The organism is Alteromonas sp. ABH4_452 (assembly GCF_056311825.1).
Window position 1 is genome coordinate 3541703 of the sequence record NZ_CM149973.1, and the last position, 20963, is coordinate 3562665.

General features: G+C 44.0%; 13 protein-coding genes. 6 read left to right on the forward strand and 7 right to left on the reverse strand.

Going from position 1 to position 20963, the window contains the following annotated elements; all coding sequences use genetic code 11:
• Positions 1-120: 120 nt before the first annotated feature.
• Positions 121-2178, reverse strand: a complete 2058-nt coding sequence (locus tag ACYX4N_RS15235) for a hypothetical protein (RefSeq protein ID WP_476054613.1) — start codon at positions 2176-2178, stop codon at positions 121-123.
• A gap of 184 nt (positions 2179-2362) precedes the next feature.
• Positions 2363-3802 (reverse strand): signal recognition particle protein, encoded by a 1440-nt coding sequence (gene ffh / locus ACYX4N_RS15240; RefSeq protein ID WP_269916103.1) that lies wholly within the window; start codon positions 3800-3802, stop codon positions 2363-2365.
• A 297-nt stretch (positions 3803-4099) separates the two neighbouring features.
• Here ffh and ACYX4N_RS15245 point away from each other — a divergent pair, with 297 nt between their 5' ends.
• Together ACYX4N_RS15245 and ACYX4N_RS15250 are read left to right on the forward strand one after the other, a co-directional pair.
• A complete protein-coding gene (locus ACYX4N_RS15245) occupies positions 4100-4891 on the forward strand; it encodes a cytochrome C assembly family protein (protein ID WP_476054614.1) in 792 nt (263 codons plus the stop codon).
• A 163-nt stretch (positions 4892-5054) separates the two neighbouring features.
• Positions 5055-6350, forward strand: coding sequence for an HlyC/CorC family transporter (locus ACYX4N_RS15250; RefSeq protein WP_118489833.1), 1296 nt, complete (start codon positions 5055-5057; stop codon positions 6348-6350).
• Positions 6351-6386: 36 nt separating this feature from the next.
• On the opposite strand, the gene ACYX4N_RS15255 is transcribed toward ACYX4N_RS15250, so the two are convergent.
• Both ACYX4N_RS15255 and sixA read right to left on the reverse strand, forming a co-directional pair.
• Positions 6387-6581: a hypothetical protein gene (locus ACYX4N_RS15255; RefSeq protein WP_118489834.1), complete on the reverse strand. Its 195-nt coding sequence runs from the start codon at positions 6579-6581 to the stop codon at positions 6387-6389.
• Between the two features lie 121 nt (positions 6582-6702).
• Positions 6703-7218 carry a phosphohistidine phosphatase SixA gene (sixA, locus tag ACYX4N_RS15260; protein WP_476054615.1) on the reverse strand — a complete coding sequence of 172 codons (516 nt, stop codon included), beginning with the start codon at positions 7216-7218 and terminating at the stop codon, positions 6703-6705.
• A 171-nt stretch (positions 7219-7389) separates the two neighbouring features.
• On the opposite strand from sixA, the gene ACYX4N_RS15265 reads away from it, so the two are divergent.
• The 3 genes from ACYX4N_RS15265 to ACYX4N_RS15275 all read left to right on the forward strand — a co-directional run bounded on the left by ACYX4N_RS15265 (position 7390) and on the right by ACYX4N_RS15275 (position 15555).
• Positions 7390-10137 (forward strand): insulinase family protein, encoded by a 2748-nt coding sequence (locus ACYX4N_RS15265; protein ID WP_476054616.1) that lies wholly within the window; start codon positions 7390-7392, stop codon positions 10135-10137.
• A 397-nt stretch (positions 10138-10534) separates the two neighbouring features.
• Positions 10535-15091, forward strand: coding sequence for an EAL domain-containing protein (locus tag ACYX4N_RS15270; RefSeq protein WP_476054617.1), 4557 nt, complete (start codon positions 10535-10537; stop codon positions 15089-15091).
• Positions 15092-15390: 299 nt separating this feature from the next.
• Complete coding sequence (locus ACYX4N_RS15275; RefSeq protein WP_476054618.1) at positions 15391-15555, forward strand: hypothetical protein; 165 nt, start codon at positions 15391-15393, stop codon at positions 15553-15555.
• Positions 15556-15655: 100 nt separating this feature from the next.
• Here ACYX4N_RS15275 and ACYX4N_RS15280 read toward each other — a convergent pair whose 3' ends face one another.
• The 3 genes from ACYX4N_RS15280 to fadI all read right to left on the reverse strand — a co-directional run bounded on the left by ACYX4N_RS15280 (position 15656) and on the right by fadI (position 19532).
• Positions 15656-15853: a hypothetical protein gene (locus ACYX4N_RS15280; RefSeq protein WP_474854286.1), complete on the reverse strand. Its 198-nt coding sequence runs from the start codon at positions 15851-15853 to the stop codon at positions 15656-15658.
• Between the two features lie 207 nt (positions 15854-16060).
• Positions 16061-18202 carry a fatty acid oxidation complex subunit alpha FadJ gene (gene fadJ, locus ACYX4N_RS15285; RefSeq protein ID WP_476054619.1) on the reverse strand — a complete coding sequence of 714 codons (2142 nt, stop codon included), beginning with the start codon at positions 18200-18202 and terminating at the stop codon, positions 16061-16063.
• Between the two features lie 19 nt (positions 18203-18221).
• Positions 18222-19532: an acetyl-CoA C-acyltransferase FadI gene (gene fadI, locus ACYX4N_RS15290; protein ID WP_476054620.1), complete on the reverse strand. Its 1311-nt coding sequence runs from the start codon at positions 19530-19532 to the stop codon at positions 18222-18224.
• Positions 19533-20004: 472 nt separating this feature from the next.
• On the opposite strand from fadI, the gene ACYX4N_RS15295 reads away from it, so the two are divergent.
• Complete coding sequence (locus tag ACYX4N_RS15295) at positions 20005-20961, forward strand: AAA family ATPase (protein ID WP_474807947.1); 957 nt, start codon at positions 20005-20007, stop codon at positions 20959-20961.
• Positions 20962-20963 lie beyond the last annotated feature (2 nt).

The following is a 20963-nucleotide window of genomic DNA, read 5'->3' on the forward strand; positions in this document are numbered from 1 at the left end:
TTTAAAAAAGGCGATAAGCAATACTCAGGTTCACTTACCGCACTCATTTAGTTTTGACAGTGTGTTTTTAAACTATCACGTTGGAAAGCGCTATTATGCGCCTTCCAACCACTACCTTACCTATTTAACAGCTAGTACATTCACAGACTCTGGCGCGGGGTACATCATGCTGAAAGTCGGCGCAATGTCACCCGAGGCTGAATTTAAAATGTTGTCGAAGCGTAGGATCATACCGTTTGATTTTTCTGCTACGTAAACATGACCGTTGCTGAGCATCAGATCCACTGGGTTACCCAACATCGAACTCGGGCCCGCAATATTAACCGATACATCGGTTAAACCATCTGCGTTGCCAGCACCAGGAATAACGTAAATTTTGCCGTCTGTTGCATCTGCAGCGCTACCAACGTCAGAAATAACAAGGCTATCGCTTTGGCTATCGTAGTCTATACCATGGATGTTCGTTGGCGCCTCAAATGCAGCACCGTCGCTTGCGGGTACGATTAATCTATCTTCACCTGTAATTACGGTCTCACCACTTTGCAGTCTGCGCATTACTTCTTCAAAAACTGCCACAGAACCGTTGGTTAATGCTAAATACGCGCTGTCAGTCGATGGGTCGTAATCCACATCCCAAGGACGTCCACCATCAGTGGCTTCGAGCGTTAATAGAGGCGCGACATTACCCGATGCACATGGCGAAAATACTCTTACAGCAGGCGTGTTTTCATTAACATCAGCCACAAATACCACACCGGCTTCAGAAGCAATGTCTAACCCTTTCGGTGCAATCAATCCGGTTTCGCCACCCATAATCATGTGGTCGTAGCTATCGCTGTACGTCATCCCATTGCGCATAGTTTTCAAGCGATTGATTACCAGTAAGCCGCCTGTTGATGTATCCACATCATCAAAAGTGATAACACCGTCACCACTTGCCGTAAACGCGGCACTTTCAATGCTCATACCTGCGTTAAAAGCGCTCAGGTCACTGGTTAATGTAGCGCTGTATTGGGCAACCTCACCTATTGTAGCCCCTTCGGTTGAAGGATTACTTGATACCGAAAGCCCCATAATAGGCATAGTCGTTATCCCGTCGTCCGAAGCGTCTTTCATTTCATCTAATTCTTTGAATTCAGCTAAAGACTCCGGCTTCACCGATGGCGTTGATAACGTCGGTGCAATATCACCGCTCTCTCCGTTGAAAATATTTGAGAAAACCAGAATGGCGTCGTTTGATTTTTCCGCCACGCGAAGATCAGACCCGGTTAGGATAATGTCTACTGGGTTACCAAGCTGGGTCGATGCTCCGCCTATTACTCTGGTTGGTACGACAGCCCCGTCTGCTGAAGAAACATTTTCAATTACAAATATTTGACCGTCGTCGGCCACAGAAGCATCGCCCACATCTGATAGCACAATACGGTTAGATTTAGGCTCGTACACAATGCCGTGCAAATTAACCGAAATTTGATTTCCATCGGTGTCCGAAGGAACAACTGAACGCATCACAGTAGGCGCAAAATTTGAACTTGCCACATTGTCGTACACCGCTAGCGTGCCGTCGGTAAGTGCAACGAATAACCTATCGCTTTGCTCGTCGTAGGCTAAATCCCATGGTTTTGCAGATACCATTATCTCAGCAATAGGTGCAACGTCCCCTGCTGCTTGACTACCAAACACGCTTATTTTTTGACCGTTGAAGTCTGCCACCATCACTAGGCCAGCATTTTCAGCAAAAGCTATACCTTTAGGGTTGACTAAACCGGTAGCTGCACCCGTTATCTCGTGCCCTTTATTCATCATGTAATCAGTCTGTGTATCAAAATTACACTGCGCTCTTAAAAGCGGTAAGTCACTGTCGCCCGCTTGAATAAGAGAACCTTTATTGGTGAAGACAATGCCTTCATTAGCGCCAGTGGTTACCGTACTTAGCGCGCTAGCGTTTTGGTCGACAGCCGTTACCGTATTGCGATTATCATCGCCATTATTGGCAACAAGGAAAGTAGCTGCAGCAAAGCCGGGTGTACCGTCTTGGCCTGGTGCGCCATCGACGCCATCAGCACCATCCAAACCGTCGGTCCCGTCGTCACCATCACAGGCGCTTAAGGCAAAAACCATAGCCGTTGCTAATAATGATAATTTCATTTTTTGCTGCGAAGTTTTATTGAATTCCATCTTCATCTCCATACTTGTTGTTTTTGAAGAGACGCTGTCAACCGCGAATCTGTGCGATAGATACTGCTCACGTCCTGTTCAACAAGCCAAACGAGCCACATTTGATATTGGATGCAACAAAAATAAAAAAACCTCAACGCATTGCTGCTGTTGAGGTTTTTGGTAGTGTTAGAACTATAGCGAATTAGCGTGGTGGGAAGCCGCCGCCCCCGCCGAAGCCGCCACCGCCAAATCCACCTGGGCCGCCCGGACCGCCAGGGCCTCCAAAGCCGCCCCCCCCCGGGGGCATCATGCCTTTCATCTGGCGCATCATTTTCTTCATGCCGCCGCCAGACATCTTCTTCATCATTTTCTGCATTTGCGTAAACTGTTTAAGCAAACGGTTTACGTCTTGAATTTGGGTTCCAGAGCCTGCTGCGATACGACGTTTGCGTGAACCTTTGATCATATCAGGGCGCGCACGCTCAGCCGGTGTCATTGAATTGATGATGGCTTCCATTTGATTGAACTGCTTGTCGTTCGCCTGATCTTTAATTTTATCAGACATACCGCCCATGCCAGGCAGCTTATCAAGCATACCCATCATGCCGCCCATGTTTTTCATTTGCTCAAGCTGATCTTTAAAATCTTGCAGATCGAAGCCTTTACCTTTCTGTACCTTTTTGGCCAGCTTTTCGGCTTTTGACTTATCAACTTTACGCTCAACCTCTTCGATAAGGCTAAGTACGTCACCCATGCCCAAGATACGAGACGCAACACGCTCAGGGTGGAAAGGCTCAAGTGCATCAACCTTCTCACCCATACCGATAAACTTGATTGGCTTACCGGTAATGTGACGAACCGACAGCGCAGCACCACCTCTTGCGTCACCGTCCGCTTTGGTAAGGATTACACCGGTAAGCGGAAGCGCATCGTTAAAGGCTTTTGCCGTATTCGCAGCATCTTGCCCCGTCATGGCGTCAACCACAAACAGGGTCTCGATAGGCTTAACGGCAGCGTGAAGCTCTTTAATTTCGTCCATCATGTCGTTGTCGACGTGCAAACGACCTGCGGTATCCACTAGTAGTACATCAAAGAAGTTCTTCTTAGCTTCGACAATGGCATCGTTAACGATATCAATCGGCTTTTGTAAAATCGTTGACGGATGGAAAGCAACATTCACTTCACCAGCAAGGGTTTCAAGCTGCTTGATAGCGGCGGGACGGTATACGTCGGCACTCACTACCATAACTTTCTTTTTCTCGCGCTCTGTTAAGTATTTGGCAAGTTTACCTACAGAGGTGGTTTTACCCGCACCTTGTAGACCAGCCATTAGCACAACAGCAGGAGGCTGAGTTGCTAGGTTCAGCTTTTCGTTCGCCTCACCCATTACAGACTCTAGTTCAGACTGAACGATTTTAATGAATACTTGGCCAGGTTTAAGACTCTTGGTCACTTCTGTGCCAACAGCACGCTCTTTTACCTGTGCAACAAACGACTTTACCACTGGAAGCGCTACGTCGGCTTCAAGGAGTGCCATTCGCACTTCGCGTAGCGTTTCTTTAATATTGTCTTCAGTAAGACGCCCTTTACCGCTGACATTTCGTAATGTCTGGCCTAAGCGTTCTGATAAATTCTCAAACATAGTATGAAACTTCTTTTTATTTCAGACGTAATGCCCGCATTGTAACGTAAAAGCGAACGGTAACGTACCCACAATTGCGGTTAAATTTTTAAACTTTTTCGCTAAGGGCTGTCGAACTTTGATGTATAAATTTCGAATTGAACATAAGTAAAAATTAACTATTCATGACCCTATACCCACACTAAAAGTGGGTGTGAAACAAACAAAATCAAGGAGATGGTTGAATTTACTTGCAAGTTGCAGTATCAATACCGACTCAGTCGGTGAAGACATCACCTACCTATTACAGGACGCATCATGAACACCCTTTTCGCCATTTCTGCTGCTTTACTCTACGCGTTGGCTGCGGCAGTGCTAATTGGCAAATTCGTACATCAAGATGGCCCAAACAAACGTTTAGGTCTATCTATCGCTAGTGTAGGGGCAATCGCACATATCGCGTTTCTTACCAGCGCCATTATGGTAGCGCCAGGTCAGGATATGAGTGTAACCAATGTACTTTCATTAGTGTCATGGATAATCACTATCTCCATGCTCATTTTCGCCCGCTCTATTCCAAATTTGATATTACTTCCCGTCGTATTCGGCTTTGCTAGCCTCACGGTGCTTGCTTCACAGTTTATCCCCGTGTCGTACATCATGCATATTGAACTGCAGCCCGGCTTAGTGATTCATATTAGCCTATCCTTGTTTGCATACTGTACTTTGGTCATTGCGTTTTTGTATGCACTTCAAATGTCTTACATCACCTATAGGCTAAAACAGAAAGGTGCCGCGCTGCTCCATTCATCGCTGCCCCCTCTAATGCTGGTAGAGAACATCTTGTTTAAGCTATTACTTGCGGGCACTTGTTTATTGACTGTTTCGCTTATTAGCGGATTTGTTTTTTTAGAGGATATGTTTAATAAGACCTATGCGCACAAAACGGTGCTTTCCGCTGCTGCGCTTGTAATTTTTCTTATTCTTCTGATAGGCCAAAAATTAAGAGGTTGGCGAGGACGCCAAGTCATTGTGATGACGGTATTGGGTGTCACGTTGTTATCTCTTGCTTATTTTGGTAGCAAGTTAGTACGCGAGTTCCTTCTTTAAATAAATATGTTTATAGCCGCCGAATCTATCAACCACATTGCTAGGCGGCTCACTCTTTACGCTAAACTTTCTAAGTATTTAGGTTGATATCAACAATTTCCCCTTGAAACTCCCCCCTCAAATCAATACATTTGAAGCCTTAGTTTGTATAGGAAAACCTTAATTGGACGACATATCAACGAGTACGCTGTTTATCGCGCTCGGCGTACTCATATTACTATCTGCGTATTTCTCTAGTTCAGAAACAGGCATGATGTCGATAAACCGCTATCGACTTAAGCACTTGCAGGGAGAAGGCAACCGCTCAGCTATGCGTGTTGCTAAGCTTCTAGAACGACCAGACCGCCTAATCGGCCTCATCCTAATCGGTAACAACCTTGTTAACATTGCGGCTTCTTCACTTGCCACCATACTCTGTATTCGCCTATTTGGTGACTATTGGGGGCTGTTCGCCGCTACCTTTGGCCTAACGTTAGTTCTACTTATTTTTGCAGAAGTCACCCCTAAGACCTTGGCAGCACTTTATCCTGAAAAGATAGCCTTCCCTAGTTCTATTATTCTGCTTCCATTACTCACCCTACTTTACCCTTTTGTCGCAGCTATCAACGGTATAACTAACGGCATTCTTGCACTGCTAAAAATTAGCCCGGCAAATGGCAATGATGACTCATTGAGTAGAGAAGAATTGAGAACCGTAGTGTTTGAAGCTGGCGCTATGATCCCTAAACGTCACCAAGACATGTTGGTTAGCATTCTGGATTTAGAAAGCGTCACTGCCGAAGATATCATGGTGCCTCGCGCTGAAATTTTTGCCATAGATATCAATGACGACTGGAAGAAAATTCAAAAAGCCTTGACCCATGCTCAGCACACCCGAGTGTTGTTATATCGCGATAGTGTCGATGACGCGGTAGGTTTTGTACACGTACGCGATGCTCTGCGGCTTTTATCAAAAGATCAGTTTACCAAATCGAGCCTGCTTCGCGCAGTACGGGAAATTTACTACACCCCTGAATCTACGCCACTGCATACGCTAATGTATAAGTTTCAAGCAGAGAAAGAGCGCATCGCCTTAGTGGTAGACGAATATGGCGATATCATGGGCCTAGTAACCCTGGAAGATATTTTAGAAGAAATTATCGGTGACTTTACCACCAGTATGGTTCCCGACCACAGTAAAGAAGCCCACGTACAGCAAGATGGCTCGGTACTGGTCGACGGTAGTGCTAACGTGCGTGAATTAAACCGCGAAATGGACTGGAAATTACCAACCGAAGGACCGAAAACCCTTAACGGGCTATTGCTCGAGTATCTTGAAGATATTCCGGAAAACAAAGTCAGTGTACGTTTGGCAGGTTACCCACTTGAAATTGTGGATATTTCAGAAAGCATGATAAAAACCGTCAGAATTATGCCGGAATATTATGTTGCACCGAACGAGTCAAACAATGACCACTAAGCAACGGGGTGGTTATTGCTACTTTGACCTTATCTGCTAGCCTTTTGTTTCGTCAGCGAGACGCTGTGCACGATTCGCCAGCGCTCTTGCTTTCGCAGCAGCGACTTTATCTGATAGTTCAGATAACCTGGCAATAATATCCTGCGTCTCCTCATCTTCACGTAAATCAGCCTCCGCCATATGCGACTGCAATGAACGCTTAAGGAGCTCAGGAATAGATTTGCTGTCCATTTCCCAACCCTTCAATAGAATAAACTTTGACACTCTCAAAAAGGCTATCGACCGGATAGGGATATACTTAACAATTATTTGTTCAATTTTTATTAATTAACATGAGAATGAATGGACAGGGTTAGAGATCTTGATAGTGCGTAACTAAGGTGCCCTTGTGCTCATTCAAAGAGTACTTGATTACCGCAATTGACGCTGTAGAAAACAAGCTGGTGGTGTAGGACTGGCAAAGTTCATCAACCAAATAGCTAACTAGTGGCATATGACTAACGACAAGCACCTTGTTAATAGACTTTTTAGAGTTGACTGCTGCGTGAAGCAAGCCGTCGATATAATCACTTACCAATCGTGGCGAGCCTTCTGGCACAATATCTTCATTACTTTCTACTTTACCCGCCACCACATCTAACGACACCATATCAAAAGTTTGTTTTGCTCTGCGGTAAGGGCTAACAAGTGCTAAATCAACAACGCCTTCGGTGCAGTACTGATCTTTTAGCCATAGTGCAGCGGTCTTGGCTTGTTCTCGGCCAACTGGCGTGAGCTGTCTACTTTTGTCATCGAGTCGAGGTGCTTCTGCTTCACCGTGACGCATAATGAAAAGATAAATGTCGTCGTTGCTACTTTGACCTGACATAACATTGCGCATAGTATTAATGAAAGTACGCTAACGATATCAGAGAGCTGAATCTACGCCTAGCGCAAAACCGTGAATAATGGCAATTTTCGACTATTATTTAATGTTTTGTGAAGATTATCTTAATAGATGCTCCAGCAGTAAGGTGCTTTTGACCATATATGAGAAAATGTGAATAACACGATCAACTTAGAAAACGCGCACCACATAACTTTGCCTAACGGCCTACGTGTTATGCTGTGTCATACGCCCGAGGCAAATGAGTCTTTTGTTTCTATGGCAGTGCGAGCAGGACACTTTTACGACCCCCACGATTGTCAGGGGTTAGCCCACCTTTTAGAACACATGCTTTTCATGGGGAGCCGGCACTTACCTAAACCTAATGCGATAAATGGCTTTATTGAACAGCATGGGGGCACCATAAACGCTTGGACTGGCACCGAATACGCAAACTATCATTTTAATTGTAGTGGGGACGCAATTGCGCAAACCTTACCTGCTTTTGCCGACATGCTTAGGCAACCTTTGTTCGAGGAAGAATCGCTTACCAACGAAATAAAGAACATTCATGCGGAATTTGAGTTTAAGAAAAAAGACGACCTTCGTCGCCTTTACCAAATTCACAAAGAAACCTGTAATCCAGAGCACCCTTTCGCTAAGTTCTCAGTGGGTAACAGCGATACCTTTTCTCAACATGAATGCGTTGCGCTGAAACAACAACTCAAAACACTTCACCATACTTATTACTGCGCCAAAAACATGTGCCTGTGTATTGCCAGCACCATGCCTTTACCTCAACTTGAAGCATTAGTGCATCAATGTTTTGCCAGTATGCCGTCAGGACAGTTAGCGTCAGATGACTGGCCAGCCCTTTACACCAAAAATGAATTGGGTATACAAATAAACATACATCCGCTTCAGTCGGCAAAGCGGATGATAGTGACATTCGCCCTACCCGCTTTACAAAATGATTATGTAACAAAGCCGCTGAATTACATTAGCCATTTAATTGGCGATGAGGGCGAAGGTAGTTTGCTTGCCTATCTTAAAGAAAAGGACTGGGCGCTTAACCTTATTGCAGGTTCGGGTATTGAGGGAGACAAATTTAAAGACTTCAACGTGAGTTTCCAGCTTACCCAAAACGGGTTGGAAAACAAAAACCGTGTACTGGAAGCACTATTTAGTTACATCTCAATAATTCGAGAAGCATCCCATGAAGATTGGCGCTTCCACGAAAAGTCAAAGTTAAATACTTTAGCCCTAGAGTACGAAGAAAGTATTAAGCCTCTTAGTCTGGTAACCGAATACGCACAGCACCAGTTTATTTTTGGGCCAGACGAAATAGGTAAACTGCGCTCTACCATAGGCAGCTATGATAAAGGCGTTATTGAACATGCTTTATCCTTTTTCACCCCAGATAACATCCGCCTGAAAGTTATTTCTGAAGACGTGAAAACCACACAAGTTTGTGCGTTCTACGAAGCCGAATACAGTGTAGAGAACATTGATCCTAAGTTACTGCAGGAACTTGGGTCACCAAAGGCGATTAGTGAATTGCAGCTTCCTCCACCCAACCCTTATTTAGCAAGCGAATACAGCCTTATATTACCTGAGACTGGCTTTAATATTCCTAATAAATTGTTGGACAATGGTGGTTATCGCTTTTGGTTTGCCCAAGACCAGCAGTTCCATAGCCCTAAAGGCGATATTTATATCTCTTTTGACGCCGCAAAATTTTCTGACTCTTTACTGGCGGTTGCTGCGAAACGCATTTGGCTGGGCGCATTAAATGATTACCTGCAGGCGAAATATTACAGAGCCGAAATAGCAGGCCTGCATTATCGTATATACGGACATCAGGCTGGGTTTACGCTTCACACTCGAGGCTTCACTAATCAACAAACTTTATTAGCCAACCAGCTTCTTGCGGCCGTACTTGATTTCATACCTGATGAGAAAGCCTTTGAACACCACAAAGCACTGCAAATTCAGAGTCTTCACAATTCGCTATTAAATAAGCCCACCAACCGATTATTTTCAAGATTGAGCGTGCTTATCCAGCGCAACACCCAAGCCCCAGTAGAGCTGTTAGATGTAATAGATAGTATCACCTATGAGCAAATGCTTAACTTCAGAAAACGTGCTTTTGAACATTATTTCATTGAAGCATTTATGCACGGGAACTGGTCTAGCGAAGAGGCAAAAGTATTTTCAAAGGCGCTTCAAGAACAGTGTCCTAATGCTGGTGGCGGCCCACTTTCACGAGCGGTGTCTAAACTGCCTGTGGGGGGAACGCTTTACCATGAGGTACTTTGTAACCACGATGACTCGGCGGTAGTACTCTATCTTCAAGCTCCCTCCCCGGGCTTTACCGATACGGCACTTTGCATGATTTTAGAGCAAATGCTGGCCGCGCCATTTTTCAATGCATTAAGAACAGAACAGCAATTAGGCTATATCGTAGGCACCGGCTATGTTCCGCACAACCAGCATCCCGGCATGGCGTTCTATATTCAAAGCCCGCAATGTAGCCCAAAACATTTGCTAGATGCTATGACAGAATTCTTGTTTCAGCAGCTAAATGAAATTGAGTTTTATCGCTTCTACTGGCCAACTATTCAGCAAAATCTAATAAAACAGCTAGAGGAACGAGACCTAACACTTTCTATGAAATCTCAGCGACTATGGGTGAGCTTGGGTACCCAAGACTTAGGGTTTAATAGAAACGTAAAACTAGCAGAGCGAGTTAAAGCACTGAGCTTTGAAGAAATTCAAGATTTTGCGCATCAACTTGCCAAGCGTGAACGCTGTGGAGAACTTGTGCTGTTTTCCAAAGGAAAGTTCGAAGCTATTCCAACCCAAGAGAAGCGTACAATAAACAGTATTTCCCACTTCAAACAAGAAATACCGTACTATTAAGCACGGTTTTCAATTATCACACTGTTAAACACTTTCAACTACTCTGCTTTTTGTTTAAGGACCATCTTATGCATTAGTTTAGCGCTAACTTCATTGCTTTTTCTTAAATAACGCGGTTAACCTCTCCACAATATCCCCTTTATTGTCAACACCTTATAGAAAACACATACTCACCAGCGATTTAAAAAAGATATAAACGTCAAGTTTTTGACCGAGGTGTCGATAAATAGACGCTGAATTTATCTGAGGTTGCTCAATAAGTAACCCATCATCCCTGCAAACCTTAAAAAGTGCTTGTGGAGACTCAGTTAATTCGGCATATTTATTATTCTGGTCGTTAGGGATGCTGCCAGTAAAAATAAAAAAATAATAAATGGCGTATGCCAAAGGTGTATAGGTGCGCTCAACCCTAATTTATTCAATGCTGCTTCTTTTGTTGGCTTTGTCAGGAATTTACTCTAATCCTGCAAAGGCGATAGAAGTTTCTGATCTTCATTTCACAGAGTTAAATAAGCAACACGGCCTATCAGACACCGCGGTTTTAGATATTGTGGAAGATGACATGGGCTTTATTTGGCTGGCAACGTCAAATGGCCTTAATCGCTATTCAGGTTATGACGTAAAGCAATACCACCCATCAGATGTCGATCCCAATTCCTTACCCTCTGGTTACATTCAAACACTATTTGTCGATTCTGAAGGGCAACTGTGGGTTGGAACGCATTCAGGATTAGCGCTTTATCAGCCAGAGACAGACAACTTTAAAGTCTTCAATAAAGACAACTCTGTAATAAAGACAGACTTAATCACGGCAATTTCAGAAGCGAAAAATGGTGACATCCTCTTTGCAGACCGTAAATTTCTTTACCGCTATTCAAAACCAAACTCACAAATAAGCGTTTTCACTCAAGTCTTTAAAGAAGAAAGCTTTATAAAAGTGATTTTCGAAGAGGCTAATCGTATATGGGTTGGTTCTAACCAATTTGGAGCTGCCATAATAGACTCTGAAACGTTGGAAGTTCACAACGCAAGCAAAGTCAATCCTTGGGGGATTTCTTTAGATATACGCGCGCTTCACGATATTGCCGTGATTAACGGTAATTATTGGTTAGCGACAAATGGGGGCCTTATCGTTTTAGCTTCTAACGGCCGTATTTTAAAGCGCATTAAAAGCGATGACTTGGGAGTCACCGAAGAAGTTAATTCTTTTTCAATCTCTGTTGTTGGCAAAGATATTTGGGTGGGTACTTATATTGGACTGTTTTTATTGTCAGATGCTGCTGAAAGCTCTATATCGGCTGATTATCGACCTGATTATTTGCATTTAAATTCAGATATCTATAGTTCTACTGGCATTCCATCGGCAATCGTGTTTCGAGTAATTGAGGACCGTACGGGCGTGGTCTGGGCCGCAACTTTTCACCGCGGCGCTTTCAAGTATCACCCAGAATATGCCAGCGTACATTTTCAACCAGTTTACAACTCCGAGCGCCACAGCGACGATAATTATTCTACCATTTGGGCTTTTGCAGAAAACAGCAACAAAGCACTTTACCTTGTTTCACAGCAAAAAGGGTTAGGAAAAATATCTCGCGAAACGGGGAGTGTCTCGTTTTTCGACTTTTTTGAAGAGATGGACCCTGCCGTACACTACTGGGATATCGAAATTGATAGTCAGGATAATATTTGGATCGCGTCATCTGTTGGCTTGCTCGTGTTTAAAGACACAGTGGATGGCCTAACGTTAGTGCATGAGTATTTCAAAGGCTCATTTATCGACCATATTTTTAAAAGCAACTCAGCAATTTGGCTTCAGGTATTAGATGGACGTGTTTTATCTATAAACACTAACTCCAGTTCAGAGCAGGTACAAAACAACAAAGTAATAAAAGGGGTTGTTACTGACCAAACCAAGAATATTTTAGCGATCTATGAGGATAACGATAATAACATTTGGTTTAGAGCCGGTGAAAGGTTAGTTATCTATTCAGTTAAAGAAGATAAAGTCATTAGAGTTCTGGACTCATCCAACGGCATAAACTCTTTGGTGTATGGCGTACATGAAACTCCTTCGGGTCTATGGTTAACCACGCGCTCAGATGGTGTTATCCAGCTAGATAAAAAAAGTTTCGCCCTACTGAATAAGCAAAAGAGGGATAACCAAAGCGGGTTTATAACCTCAACGACTGCGATAGAAAATAGCATCTGGTATTCAGATGCTAAAGGTGTCCATAAAGTTCACTTACCCACGCTAAGAGAGGCTGATAGCATTCCCAACGCTCAGTTAGAATTCAACTCACTTGGCGAAGGTGCTGTTATAGCGACTTCTGATAAAACGATTTATTTTGGGGGTAATAAAGGCTTTGTTAAAATTTCTAAGCAGGCAATTGGTGAGAATGACCATGTTGAGCGAACACTTCCTCCACAATTGTATCAAATAAGTGTATTTGGCTCGTTGGCAAAAGCTAGGCAACAACAGAATGAAAATGAAAAAGCCTCCAGCTACCTATCTTTAAAAGAAAATGTTACCTATGAAAAGCAACTTGCTTTAAAGCACGACGAAACCCGCTTTAGTATTTCGTTTGGGCTTGTTAATCCGGTTTATCCAGACCAAGTAACCTATCGTTATAAGCTTACCGGTTTTGAAAGCGACTGGATTTACGTGGACAAAGAACGTACTGCTCAGTTCAACAATATTTCTTTTGGTAACTATACATTTTCCGTACAAGCTAAAGAGCCGGGTAAAGCGTGGTCTGAGAGCAGAAATTTAAAAATAACCATAGAGCGACCTCCTTGGCTTCACACCGTAGCCCTTGTTTTCTATGGTTTAGTAGCATTGGCTATTTTTGCCTTCATTTTACGACAATACCAAATAAGAAAAGCAAACCAGCTTGCCATAAAAGAGTCGGAAGAGCGTTTAAAGCTAACCCTATGGAGTTCAGGCGATGAGTTATGGGACTGGGATGTGTATCGAGGTCAGGTATATCGTGCAAACACATGGGGTACGTTAGATTTTCCTCAAGATGATATTCGTACTACTGGCGCCTACGATGCCAATATTCACCCCAACGATATTACTCGGGTTAAATCTGCGCTCAGAGCACATTTAGAAGGCAACAGTGACTTTTACGAACTGGCCTATCGCGCTAAGACATTTAAAAACCAGTGGATTTGGATACTGGATCGCGGAAAAGTAGTAGAGCGCGACCACAACGAGCAGCCGGTGCGAATGACTGGCACGCTCAAAAACATTCACCACTTAAAAGAAGCTGAAGAGCAACTCAACCTGTTTAAGCGCTCGATTGAGAACATATCAGAAGGGGTATTTATTACCAATACCCAATTCAAGTTTATTAGTGTTAATAATGCATATTGCAGCTATACCGGTGAAACGCGTGACCAGGCCCTTGCCAGCTTTATGCATTTTCATTTATACCCAGATGCCTTTACCGAGGAAATTAAGAAAACCCTCAAGTCTAAAGGCAACTGGTCTGGTGAAGTAGAGAGCGTACGAGTAAACGGCGAGCGCTACGAAATGGAGCTAAATATTGATGCCGTACATGATGAAGACGGCAAAATCAGTCACTTTGTCGGGGTGTTCAGCGACATTACGTCTCGTAAGAGTACTGAAAAAGAGCTTTTAAAACTTGCCAATGTTGATCCGTTGACCGAGCTCCCTAACCGTTCGTTCTTCCAAGCAAGTCATCAGAACTTAGTCCGTAAATCCAGCGCCCACTCCTTGCTTTGCTTGGATATGGATAACTTTAAAAAGATTAACGACTCGTTGGGCCATCAAACCGGCGACATTTTAATTAAACAAATTGCTAAACGGCTACAGCGTATTACCGGCAAAAATGCCACTTGTTATCGTTTAGGTGGTGACGAGTTTAGTATTTTAATGGAAGATAACGCCGATATTCATACGGTGACCCATTATGCACAAAGCTTATTAGATACCTTGTCGCGCCCCTTTATTATCAATAAACAAGAGTTTGTGCTAGGCGCGAGTATTGGTATCGCCTTTTACCCTGACGATGGTGAATCCCCTCAGGAGATGCTGAAAAACGCAGATACGGCCATGTATTTTGCCAAAAATAACGGCGGCAACAGCTATCAGTTCTTCAGTGGTGAAATGAATCAAAACGCGGTTAGGCAGCTGCAAATTGAAAATTTGATCCGTCAAGGTATTAAAGACGACCTGTTCACCGTGTATTACCAACCTAAAGTGGATATAGCCTCTGGTAAATTAGTCAGCATGGAAGCCCTGGTGCGATTTGAACACCCGCAAAAAGGCATAGTAAGTCCGGGGCAATTTATTCCATTAGCAGAGCAGACCGGCCAAATAATTGAAATTGGCGAGCAGGTACTACGCAAGGCCTGTGCGGATACTAAACGCTGGGTTAAGCAAGGTTTGTTTAGCGGGCGTGTTGCCGTCAATATTTCGGCAAAACAGTTCGAACTGCCAGATTTAGACGATAGAATAAATAGAATTTTAAGCGATGTCGGTCTGTCACCACTGCATCTTGAGTGTGAAATTACCGAAGGTACGCTGATGGAAAGCCCAGAAAACGGCCTGCAAATGATGACGCGACTACGCGAGCGGGGCATTCACTTAGCACTAGATGATTTCGGTACCGGCTATTCATCGCTCGCGTACTTAAAACGCTTCCCTTTAAATACCTTAAAAATCGATAAAGCCTTTATTGATGATATTGCAAAGAGCAATGTAGACCGACATATGGCTGCGGCCATAATCAACATTGCCCACAACTTAGGCCTTAAAGTTGTAGCAGAAGGTGTAGAAGAAGAGTCTCAACTAGAGATACTGCGTCGTTACGACTGCGAGATGTTACAGGGTTTCCTATACAGCCGCCCTTTAAATGCAGAACGTTTTGAAAAGCTGCTTACAGAAAATCAAAAGCTGCATACGCTTTTAGGTAATAGACAGTTCTAAAAGGCACTGCTACTTTATAAGAGGAGTTAATTGTCCCTTTAGCTCCGCTAAAACGGCAAGCTGAGGCAAAGTCCTTCCCTTTAAACCTTCGTATATTAGACTTTAGTGTCATTATAATGGCACTAGTGTTCCCTCTTTTATCAAAATAACATTTAACATAGAACAAGCAATTGATTTTGAAGAATTAAATTTAATATCAGACATGTTGGCACGTAACTAGCAATGTCTTACGTGCCGGTAACAAATATAAAAAATCGGCTTTGTTTGTTCGTTCAAAATAATAATCAGAGGAAATCAACATGTTAAAAGAGTACGCAGTTGCACTAGTACTTTCTACCGCTACCCCAGTTGCTGCCGACAATCAAGAAGGCGCCAAGCAGGCTCCTGAGTCGCAAAAAGAAACCACTACTCAGCCAGAGTACGTAAAGCCTAGAACAGGTGGCGGCTATGGCGTAGGCTTATAATTTGAAGCTGAAACGATTTTCAAAAAAAGAGAGTGCGTACTCTCTTTTTTTATATCTGCAAGATCAACACAGCGTTAAGCTAATGACGTAATTGCTAACCCTACGCTGCGATATAAAGATTATTAAACCCTACCGCGTTGCGCCAATGCATGTGGCGAGAGATGGAGAACATAGGTAATAAGATTGGACCTAGTACGAAGCCTGCTATTGCCCACTTCTTCGCGTTCATTCCCCATTTAAATGCTTCTACATAAAAATATAGAGAAAAGATAACGCCTAGTATTACGAGTGAAATCACACTACCTCCAGCTGTTTTACCTAATAATGCGAAGTCTCTTGTTTCTATCAATTATTTGAGTTAACCCACTGATAATCGACGCCAACAATTTGACATGTTTATTTTTTAACCACGCGAATTCTACTCAAAATAGAACAATAAACCAGCAAAAATAAACGCTGGACATAAAAAAACCGGGCTAAGCCCGGCTTTTAACATTTTATAAACTTATTCGTAAAATTTATGATCGTTTTCTGCCATTTTGACTAACACATCGGCAGGTGCAAATTTATCACCTACGGCGGTAGCATAATGGTTTAAACGAGCAACTACGTGCTTAATTCCCAGAGTGTCCATATAGCGGAATGGGCCGCCTAAAAATGGAGGGAAACCAATACCAAAGATAGCGCCAATGTCACCGTCGCGGGCATTACGGACAACGCCTTCATCAAGACAGCGTGCAGCTTCATTTAGCATCATAAGCACGCAACGTTCAGCAACTTCTTTTTCGCTTAGCTTGGCAGATGGTGATAGCCCAAGTAATTCGTAGATTGACTCATCCACTTCTTTACCTGGCTTCTTACCCTCGTAAGAATAAAACCCTTTCTGGTTCTTCTTACCTTTTCTGCCGTCTGCAAGTACCTTGTCAAAAGCGCTTGGCGCGGTGAAACGCTCGCCGAACGCCTCTACAAGGAATGGAATAATCTTAGTACCAACATCAATGCCCACTTCATCAAGCAGTTTCACAGGTCCCACAGGGAAGCCGAACTTAACCAAAGACTTGTCGATATGTTCAATTGGCTCACCATCAAGAATAAGGTTTGCCGCTTCGTTCATATAAGGGGCCAAAATACGGTTTACGTAGAAGCCCGCACCATCCTTGACAACTACCGGCGTTTTGCCTTGCTTCTTAGCAAATTCTACCGTTGATGAAATGACTTGGTCAGACGTTTTGTCGTGAGCAATAACTTCAGCCAATGGCATTTTGTCTACAGGCGAAAAGTAATGAAGACCAATTACGTTTTCAGGGCGTGCCGCTTTTGCTGCAATTTGGGTAATTGGAATAGACGAAGTATTAGATGCGAAGATCGTGCTTTCTTTGCAGTTCTCTTCAATATCCGCCACCATCTTCTGCTTAAGATCTAAGTCTTCAAATACAGCTTCAACCACGATATCCGCGTCTTGGTAGCCGCTGTAATCCAGTGTACCGGTAAGAAGCGCTAACTGCTTCTGCATTTCGCTGTTACGCATGAAACGCTTCTTCACCTTTTTGTTTAGGATGTCATAGCTGTATTTCATTGCGTTCGCGATGCCATCGGCACGTACGTCTTTGATACGCACAGGCACACCGGCTTTAGTTGAGGTTACGTAAGCGATACCACCGCCCATCAAACCGCCACCAAGCACACCGACTTTCTTCATTTTTTCAGGTTTAACACCTTCAACGCCGTTTTCTTTCTTCATTTCTGTTGTAGCAAAGAAAATCTGACGAAGTTGGAAAGATTCTGGCGTCATCACTAGCTTACCAAAGGCTTCTGCTTCGGCTCTAAGCCCCGCTTTCATGCCTTCGTTCATGCCTGTCTCAATTACGTCAATGATGTAACCTGGCGCAGGGTAATTACCTTTGGTTTTAGCAAACGTTGCTTCACGGGCCTTTTTGAACATCATGTTGCGGCCAGGGCCCGTTTTTTCTAGCATTTTGTCCATAGCGCTTTTTTGCGGCGCTTCACGTTCTGGCTTGCGTTTAAGGGCAAACTGCTCTGCCACTTTCAAAAGTACGCTATGCGGAACAACTTCATCAACAATGCCGTATTTTTTAGCTTGCTTGGCACGTGCAGGTGAGCCAGTTAGCATCATTTTCATTGCTTGCTGAATGCCTATTAGGCGAGGAAGACGCTGAGTACCGCCACTGCCTGGCAATAGCCCAAGCTGCACTTCAGGTAGACCTACCTGAGTACTAGATGAATCGGTACATACGCGATAGTGACACGCAAGCGCAAGCTCTAAACCACCACCTAACGCAGGGCCGTGAATCGCTGCAACGAATGTAGCCTTCATGTTTTCGATTCTATCGAAAATAGCTTGTCCACCGGCTGCTATAGTCGTTGCATCCTCAGCAGTTTTACACGCCGCTAGCATGGTAATATCAGCGCCAGCAACAAAAGAACTTGGCTTACCGCTCGTTAATACAACGCCTTTAATGCTGCTATCGCGCTCGATATCGTCAAGCATGGCTGATATTTCATCACCAAACTCAGCTTTAAGCGTATTCATGCTCTCGCCAGGTACGTCCATACTAAGAATAGCAACGCCATTATCTTGCTTAGTTAGCGTAAATGCGCCTGATGTTGGCTGAACTTCATTTGTCATTTCTTGTTCCTGACTCATATTATTCTGTCTCCACGATCATTGCGGCACCAAGACCACCCGCAGCACATGCAGTCAGTAGTCCTGTACCACCGCCACGGCGATTTAGTTCGTTAAGCATTTGCGTAATCATACGTGTACCGGTTGCAGCAAACGGGTGACCATAGGCAATTGAACTACCCATTACGTTAAACTTGTCCATGTCAATTTCGCCAGTAGCTTTATCGCGGCCTAGTTTCTCTTTGGCGAACTTGTCACTTGCGAACATCTTAACGTTAGCCAAGGTTTGCGCAGCAAAAGCTTCGTGCATTTCAATTAGCGTTAAGTCATTTAGCGTCATTCCCGCACGGTCTAGTGCGATAGGTGTCGCGTACGACGGCCCCATTAGCATGTCTTCCCACACGTCGATTGCCGAGAATGCGTAGCTTTTGATGTAGCCTAACGGTGTATAGCCTAATTCTTTGGCTCGGCTTTCTGTCATCATGATCACAGCAGACGCACCGTCTGTTAGCGGTGTTGCGTTCGCAGCAGTTACTGAGCCGTACTTCTTATCAAACACTGGGCGAAGTTTCGCGTAGCCTTCAAGCTTTGAATCGAAACGTACGTTGTTATCGCGCTCAAGCGCGCCTTTGTAAGGTTCTGCATAAGCAGTCATGACTTCGCTAGACAGTTTACCTGCTTCCCAGCTTTCAGCCGCTAGGCTGTGCGAGCGATGTGCAAGCTTGTCTTGCTCTTCACGAGAAATTTGGTGTGTTTTCGCCATTTGCTCTGCCGTTTGCCCCATCGACAAACCGGTAGAATATTCAGCTACTGCTGGCGGAACAGGTGCTAAGTCTTTTAAGCCTAAACGCTTAAAGATGTTTAGCTTTTGACCCAGAGTTTTAGTTTTCTGCAAATCTACCAAAGCACGTGCAAGGTTCTTAGACACGCCGATAGGTGATACTGATGTTGAATCTGCACCACCTGCGATACCCACCTGGACCGTACCAGCCATCATGCTTTCGGCGATGTTGACCGTAGACTGAAAACTCGTGGCACAAGCGCGAGATACGCTATAAGCATCTGTGTGAATGTTCATGCCTGTACCAAGTACGATTTCACGTGCAATATTTGGCGCCTCAGGCATTTGTACTACCTGACCGTAAACTACTTGGTCAACCCATTCTTTTTGAACACCATGGCGAACGAGTAGTTCGTTTACGACCATTTTACCTAAATCAACAGCCGGTACGCCGTGGAAATATGTAGCCATTTTCGCAAACGGAGTACGCAACCCCGCGACAATGGCGATGCGATCACCCTCTCGGGTAGTAACTGATTGTTTTGTTGCCATAATGCACCTAAATTGATGACCGACTTCATGATTAGCTCGTTGCTATAAAGTGGTCTGACCTGTAATAAACCTGATTTTTACAAACAATGAACAAAATAGCAAATAATGCAGAGCTAAGGGCAATATAAATGAAACTAAAGTTTACCTGAGCTGTTCAAATCACCGGCAAAACTTCCACTTGCCTTCTATAAATACACTCTGATGGCCCAAGTAACTTGTTATTGCCCTCCCAAATATCGCATTTTTATTACTATTTAACGACTTGAAGAAAGATAGAATGAACCTTATATCGAAATTAAAGTCTGTTTTGTGTCATTCTGGCTAAGGTAAAGAGTGGTTAAGGTAAAGTGTGACTAGCGTAGAGTTAATTAATTCACTTTTTACTAAGGCGATCACTTTTTAATAAATTAGTTAACCCAATGGTCCAACTGACACTTCCTGATAACGAGAACTCAAACGGAAATTTTGCATTATGGCAGCAGCGCAATTTCAACAGTTACACGCTTATTTAGACCAGCAGATTATTGGTCAGAGTGCGTTAACCAAAAGTCTTCTAATCGCTCTTTTGGCCGATGGCCACCTTCTAGTAGAAGGCCCACCAGGACTTGCAAAGACACGTGCAATAAATGCATTAGCTAACGGTATTGACGGTGATTTCCATCGTGTACAGTTCACGCCAGACCTTTTACCGGCCGACTTAACCGGAACAGACATATATCGCCCCGAGACCGGCGAGTTTGTTTTTCAAAAAGGGCCCCTTTTTCATAACCTAGTGTTAGCTGACGAAATTAACCGTGCTCCAGCCAAAGTGCAATCTGCGCTGCTCGAAGCTATGGCTGAACGCCAAATTACCGTGGGCAGTAAAACTTATCCCCTGCCCCCGCTATTTTTAGTTATGGCAACGCAAAACCCATTAGAGCAAGAAGGAACGTATCCGCTACCTGAAGCGCAGCTTGACCGTTTCTTAATGCACGTGGACATAGATTATCCAGGTGCAGAGACTGAATTAGAAATACTGCGTTTAACTCGAGGCGAAGCGCTTTCAGAGCCGCCTATTACACCGCCTACGCTAACTCAGGATGATATTTTTACATCTCGCAAAGAAGCCTTGTCCTTATACATGGCACCAGAGCTAGAGCAATACTTGGTACAACTAATTATGGCGACCCGTCAGCCAGCTAATTTTGATGCAGAATTAGGCCAGTGGATAGCGATGGGAACAAGTCCTCGCGCCACCATTAGCTTAGACCGCTGTGCACGCGCCCACGCTTGGCTAAGCGGTAGAGATTTTGTCGGCCCTGACGACATTCAAGCCGTGGTTCATAACGTACTTCGCCATCGTATTATCTTGTCTTATCAAGCTGAGGCAGAAGGTATAACGATTAACGACGTACTCGATAAGATTGTTGCTACTGTCGCAGTTCCTTAAGC

What these genes read in the sequence shown, in the direction of transcription:
- sixA (WP_476054615.1), bottom strand. Translation starts at nt 7,218, where the DNA reads ATGTCAGGTCAAAGTAGCAACGACGACATTTATCTTTTCATTATGCGT.
- ACYX4N_RS15235 (WP_476054613.1), bottom strand. Translation starts at nt 2,178, where the DNA reads ATGGAATTCAATAAAACTTCGCAGCAAAAAATGAAATTATCATTATTA.
- ACYX4N_RS15295 (WP_474807947.1), top strand. Translation starts at nt 20,005, where the DNA reads ATGGCAGCAGCGCAATTTCAACAGTTACACGCTTATTTAGACCAGCAG.
- ffh (WP_269916103.1), bottom strand. Translation starts at nt 3,802, where the DNA reads ATGTTTGAGAATTTATCAGAACGCTTAGGCCAGACATTACGAAATGTC.
- fadI (WP_476054620.1), bottom strand. Translation starts at nt 19,532, where the DNA reads ATGGCAACAAAACAATCAGTTACTACCCGAGAGGGTGATCGCATCGCC.
- ACYX4N_RS15245 (WP_476054614.1), top strand. Translation starts at nt 4,100, where the DNA reads ATGAACACCCTTTTCGCCATTTCTGCTGCTTTACTCTACGCGTTGGCT.
- fadJ (WP_476054619.1), bottom strand. Translation starts at nt 18,202, where the DNA reads ATGACAAATGAAGTTCAGCCAACATCAGGCGCATTTACGCTAACTAAG.
- ACYX4N_RS15255 (WP_118489834.1), bottom strand. Translation starts at nt 6,581, where the DNA reads ATGGACAGCAAATCTATTCCTGAGCTCCTTAAGCGTTCATTGCAGTCG.
- ACYX4N_RS15275 (WP_476054618.1), top strand. Translation starts at nt 15,391, where the DNA reads ATGTTAAAAGAGTACGCAGTTGCACTAGTACTTTCTACCGCTACCCCA.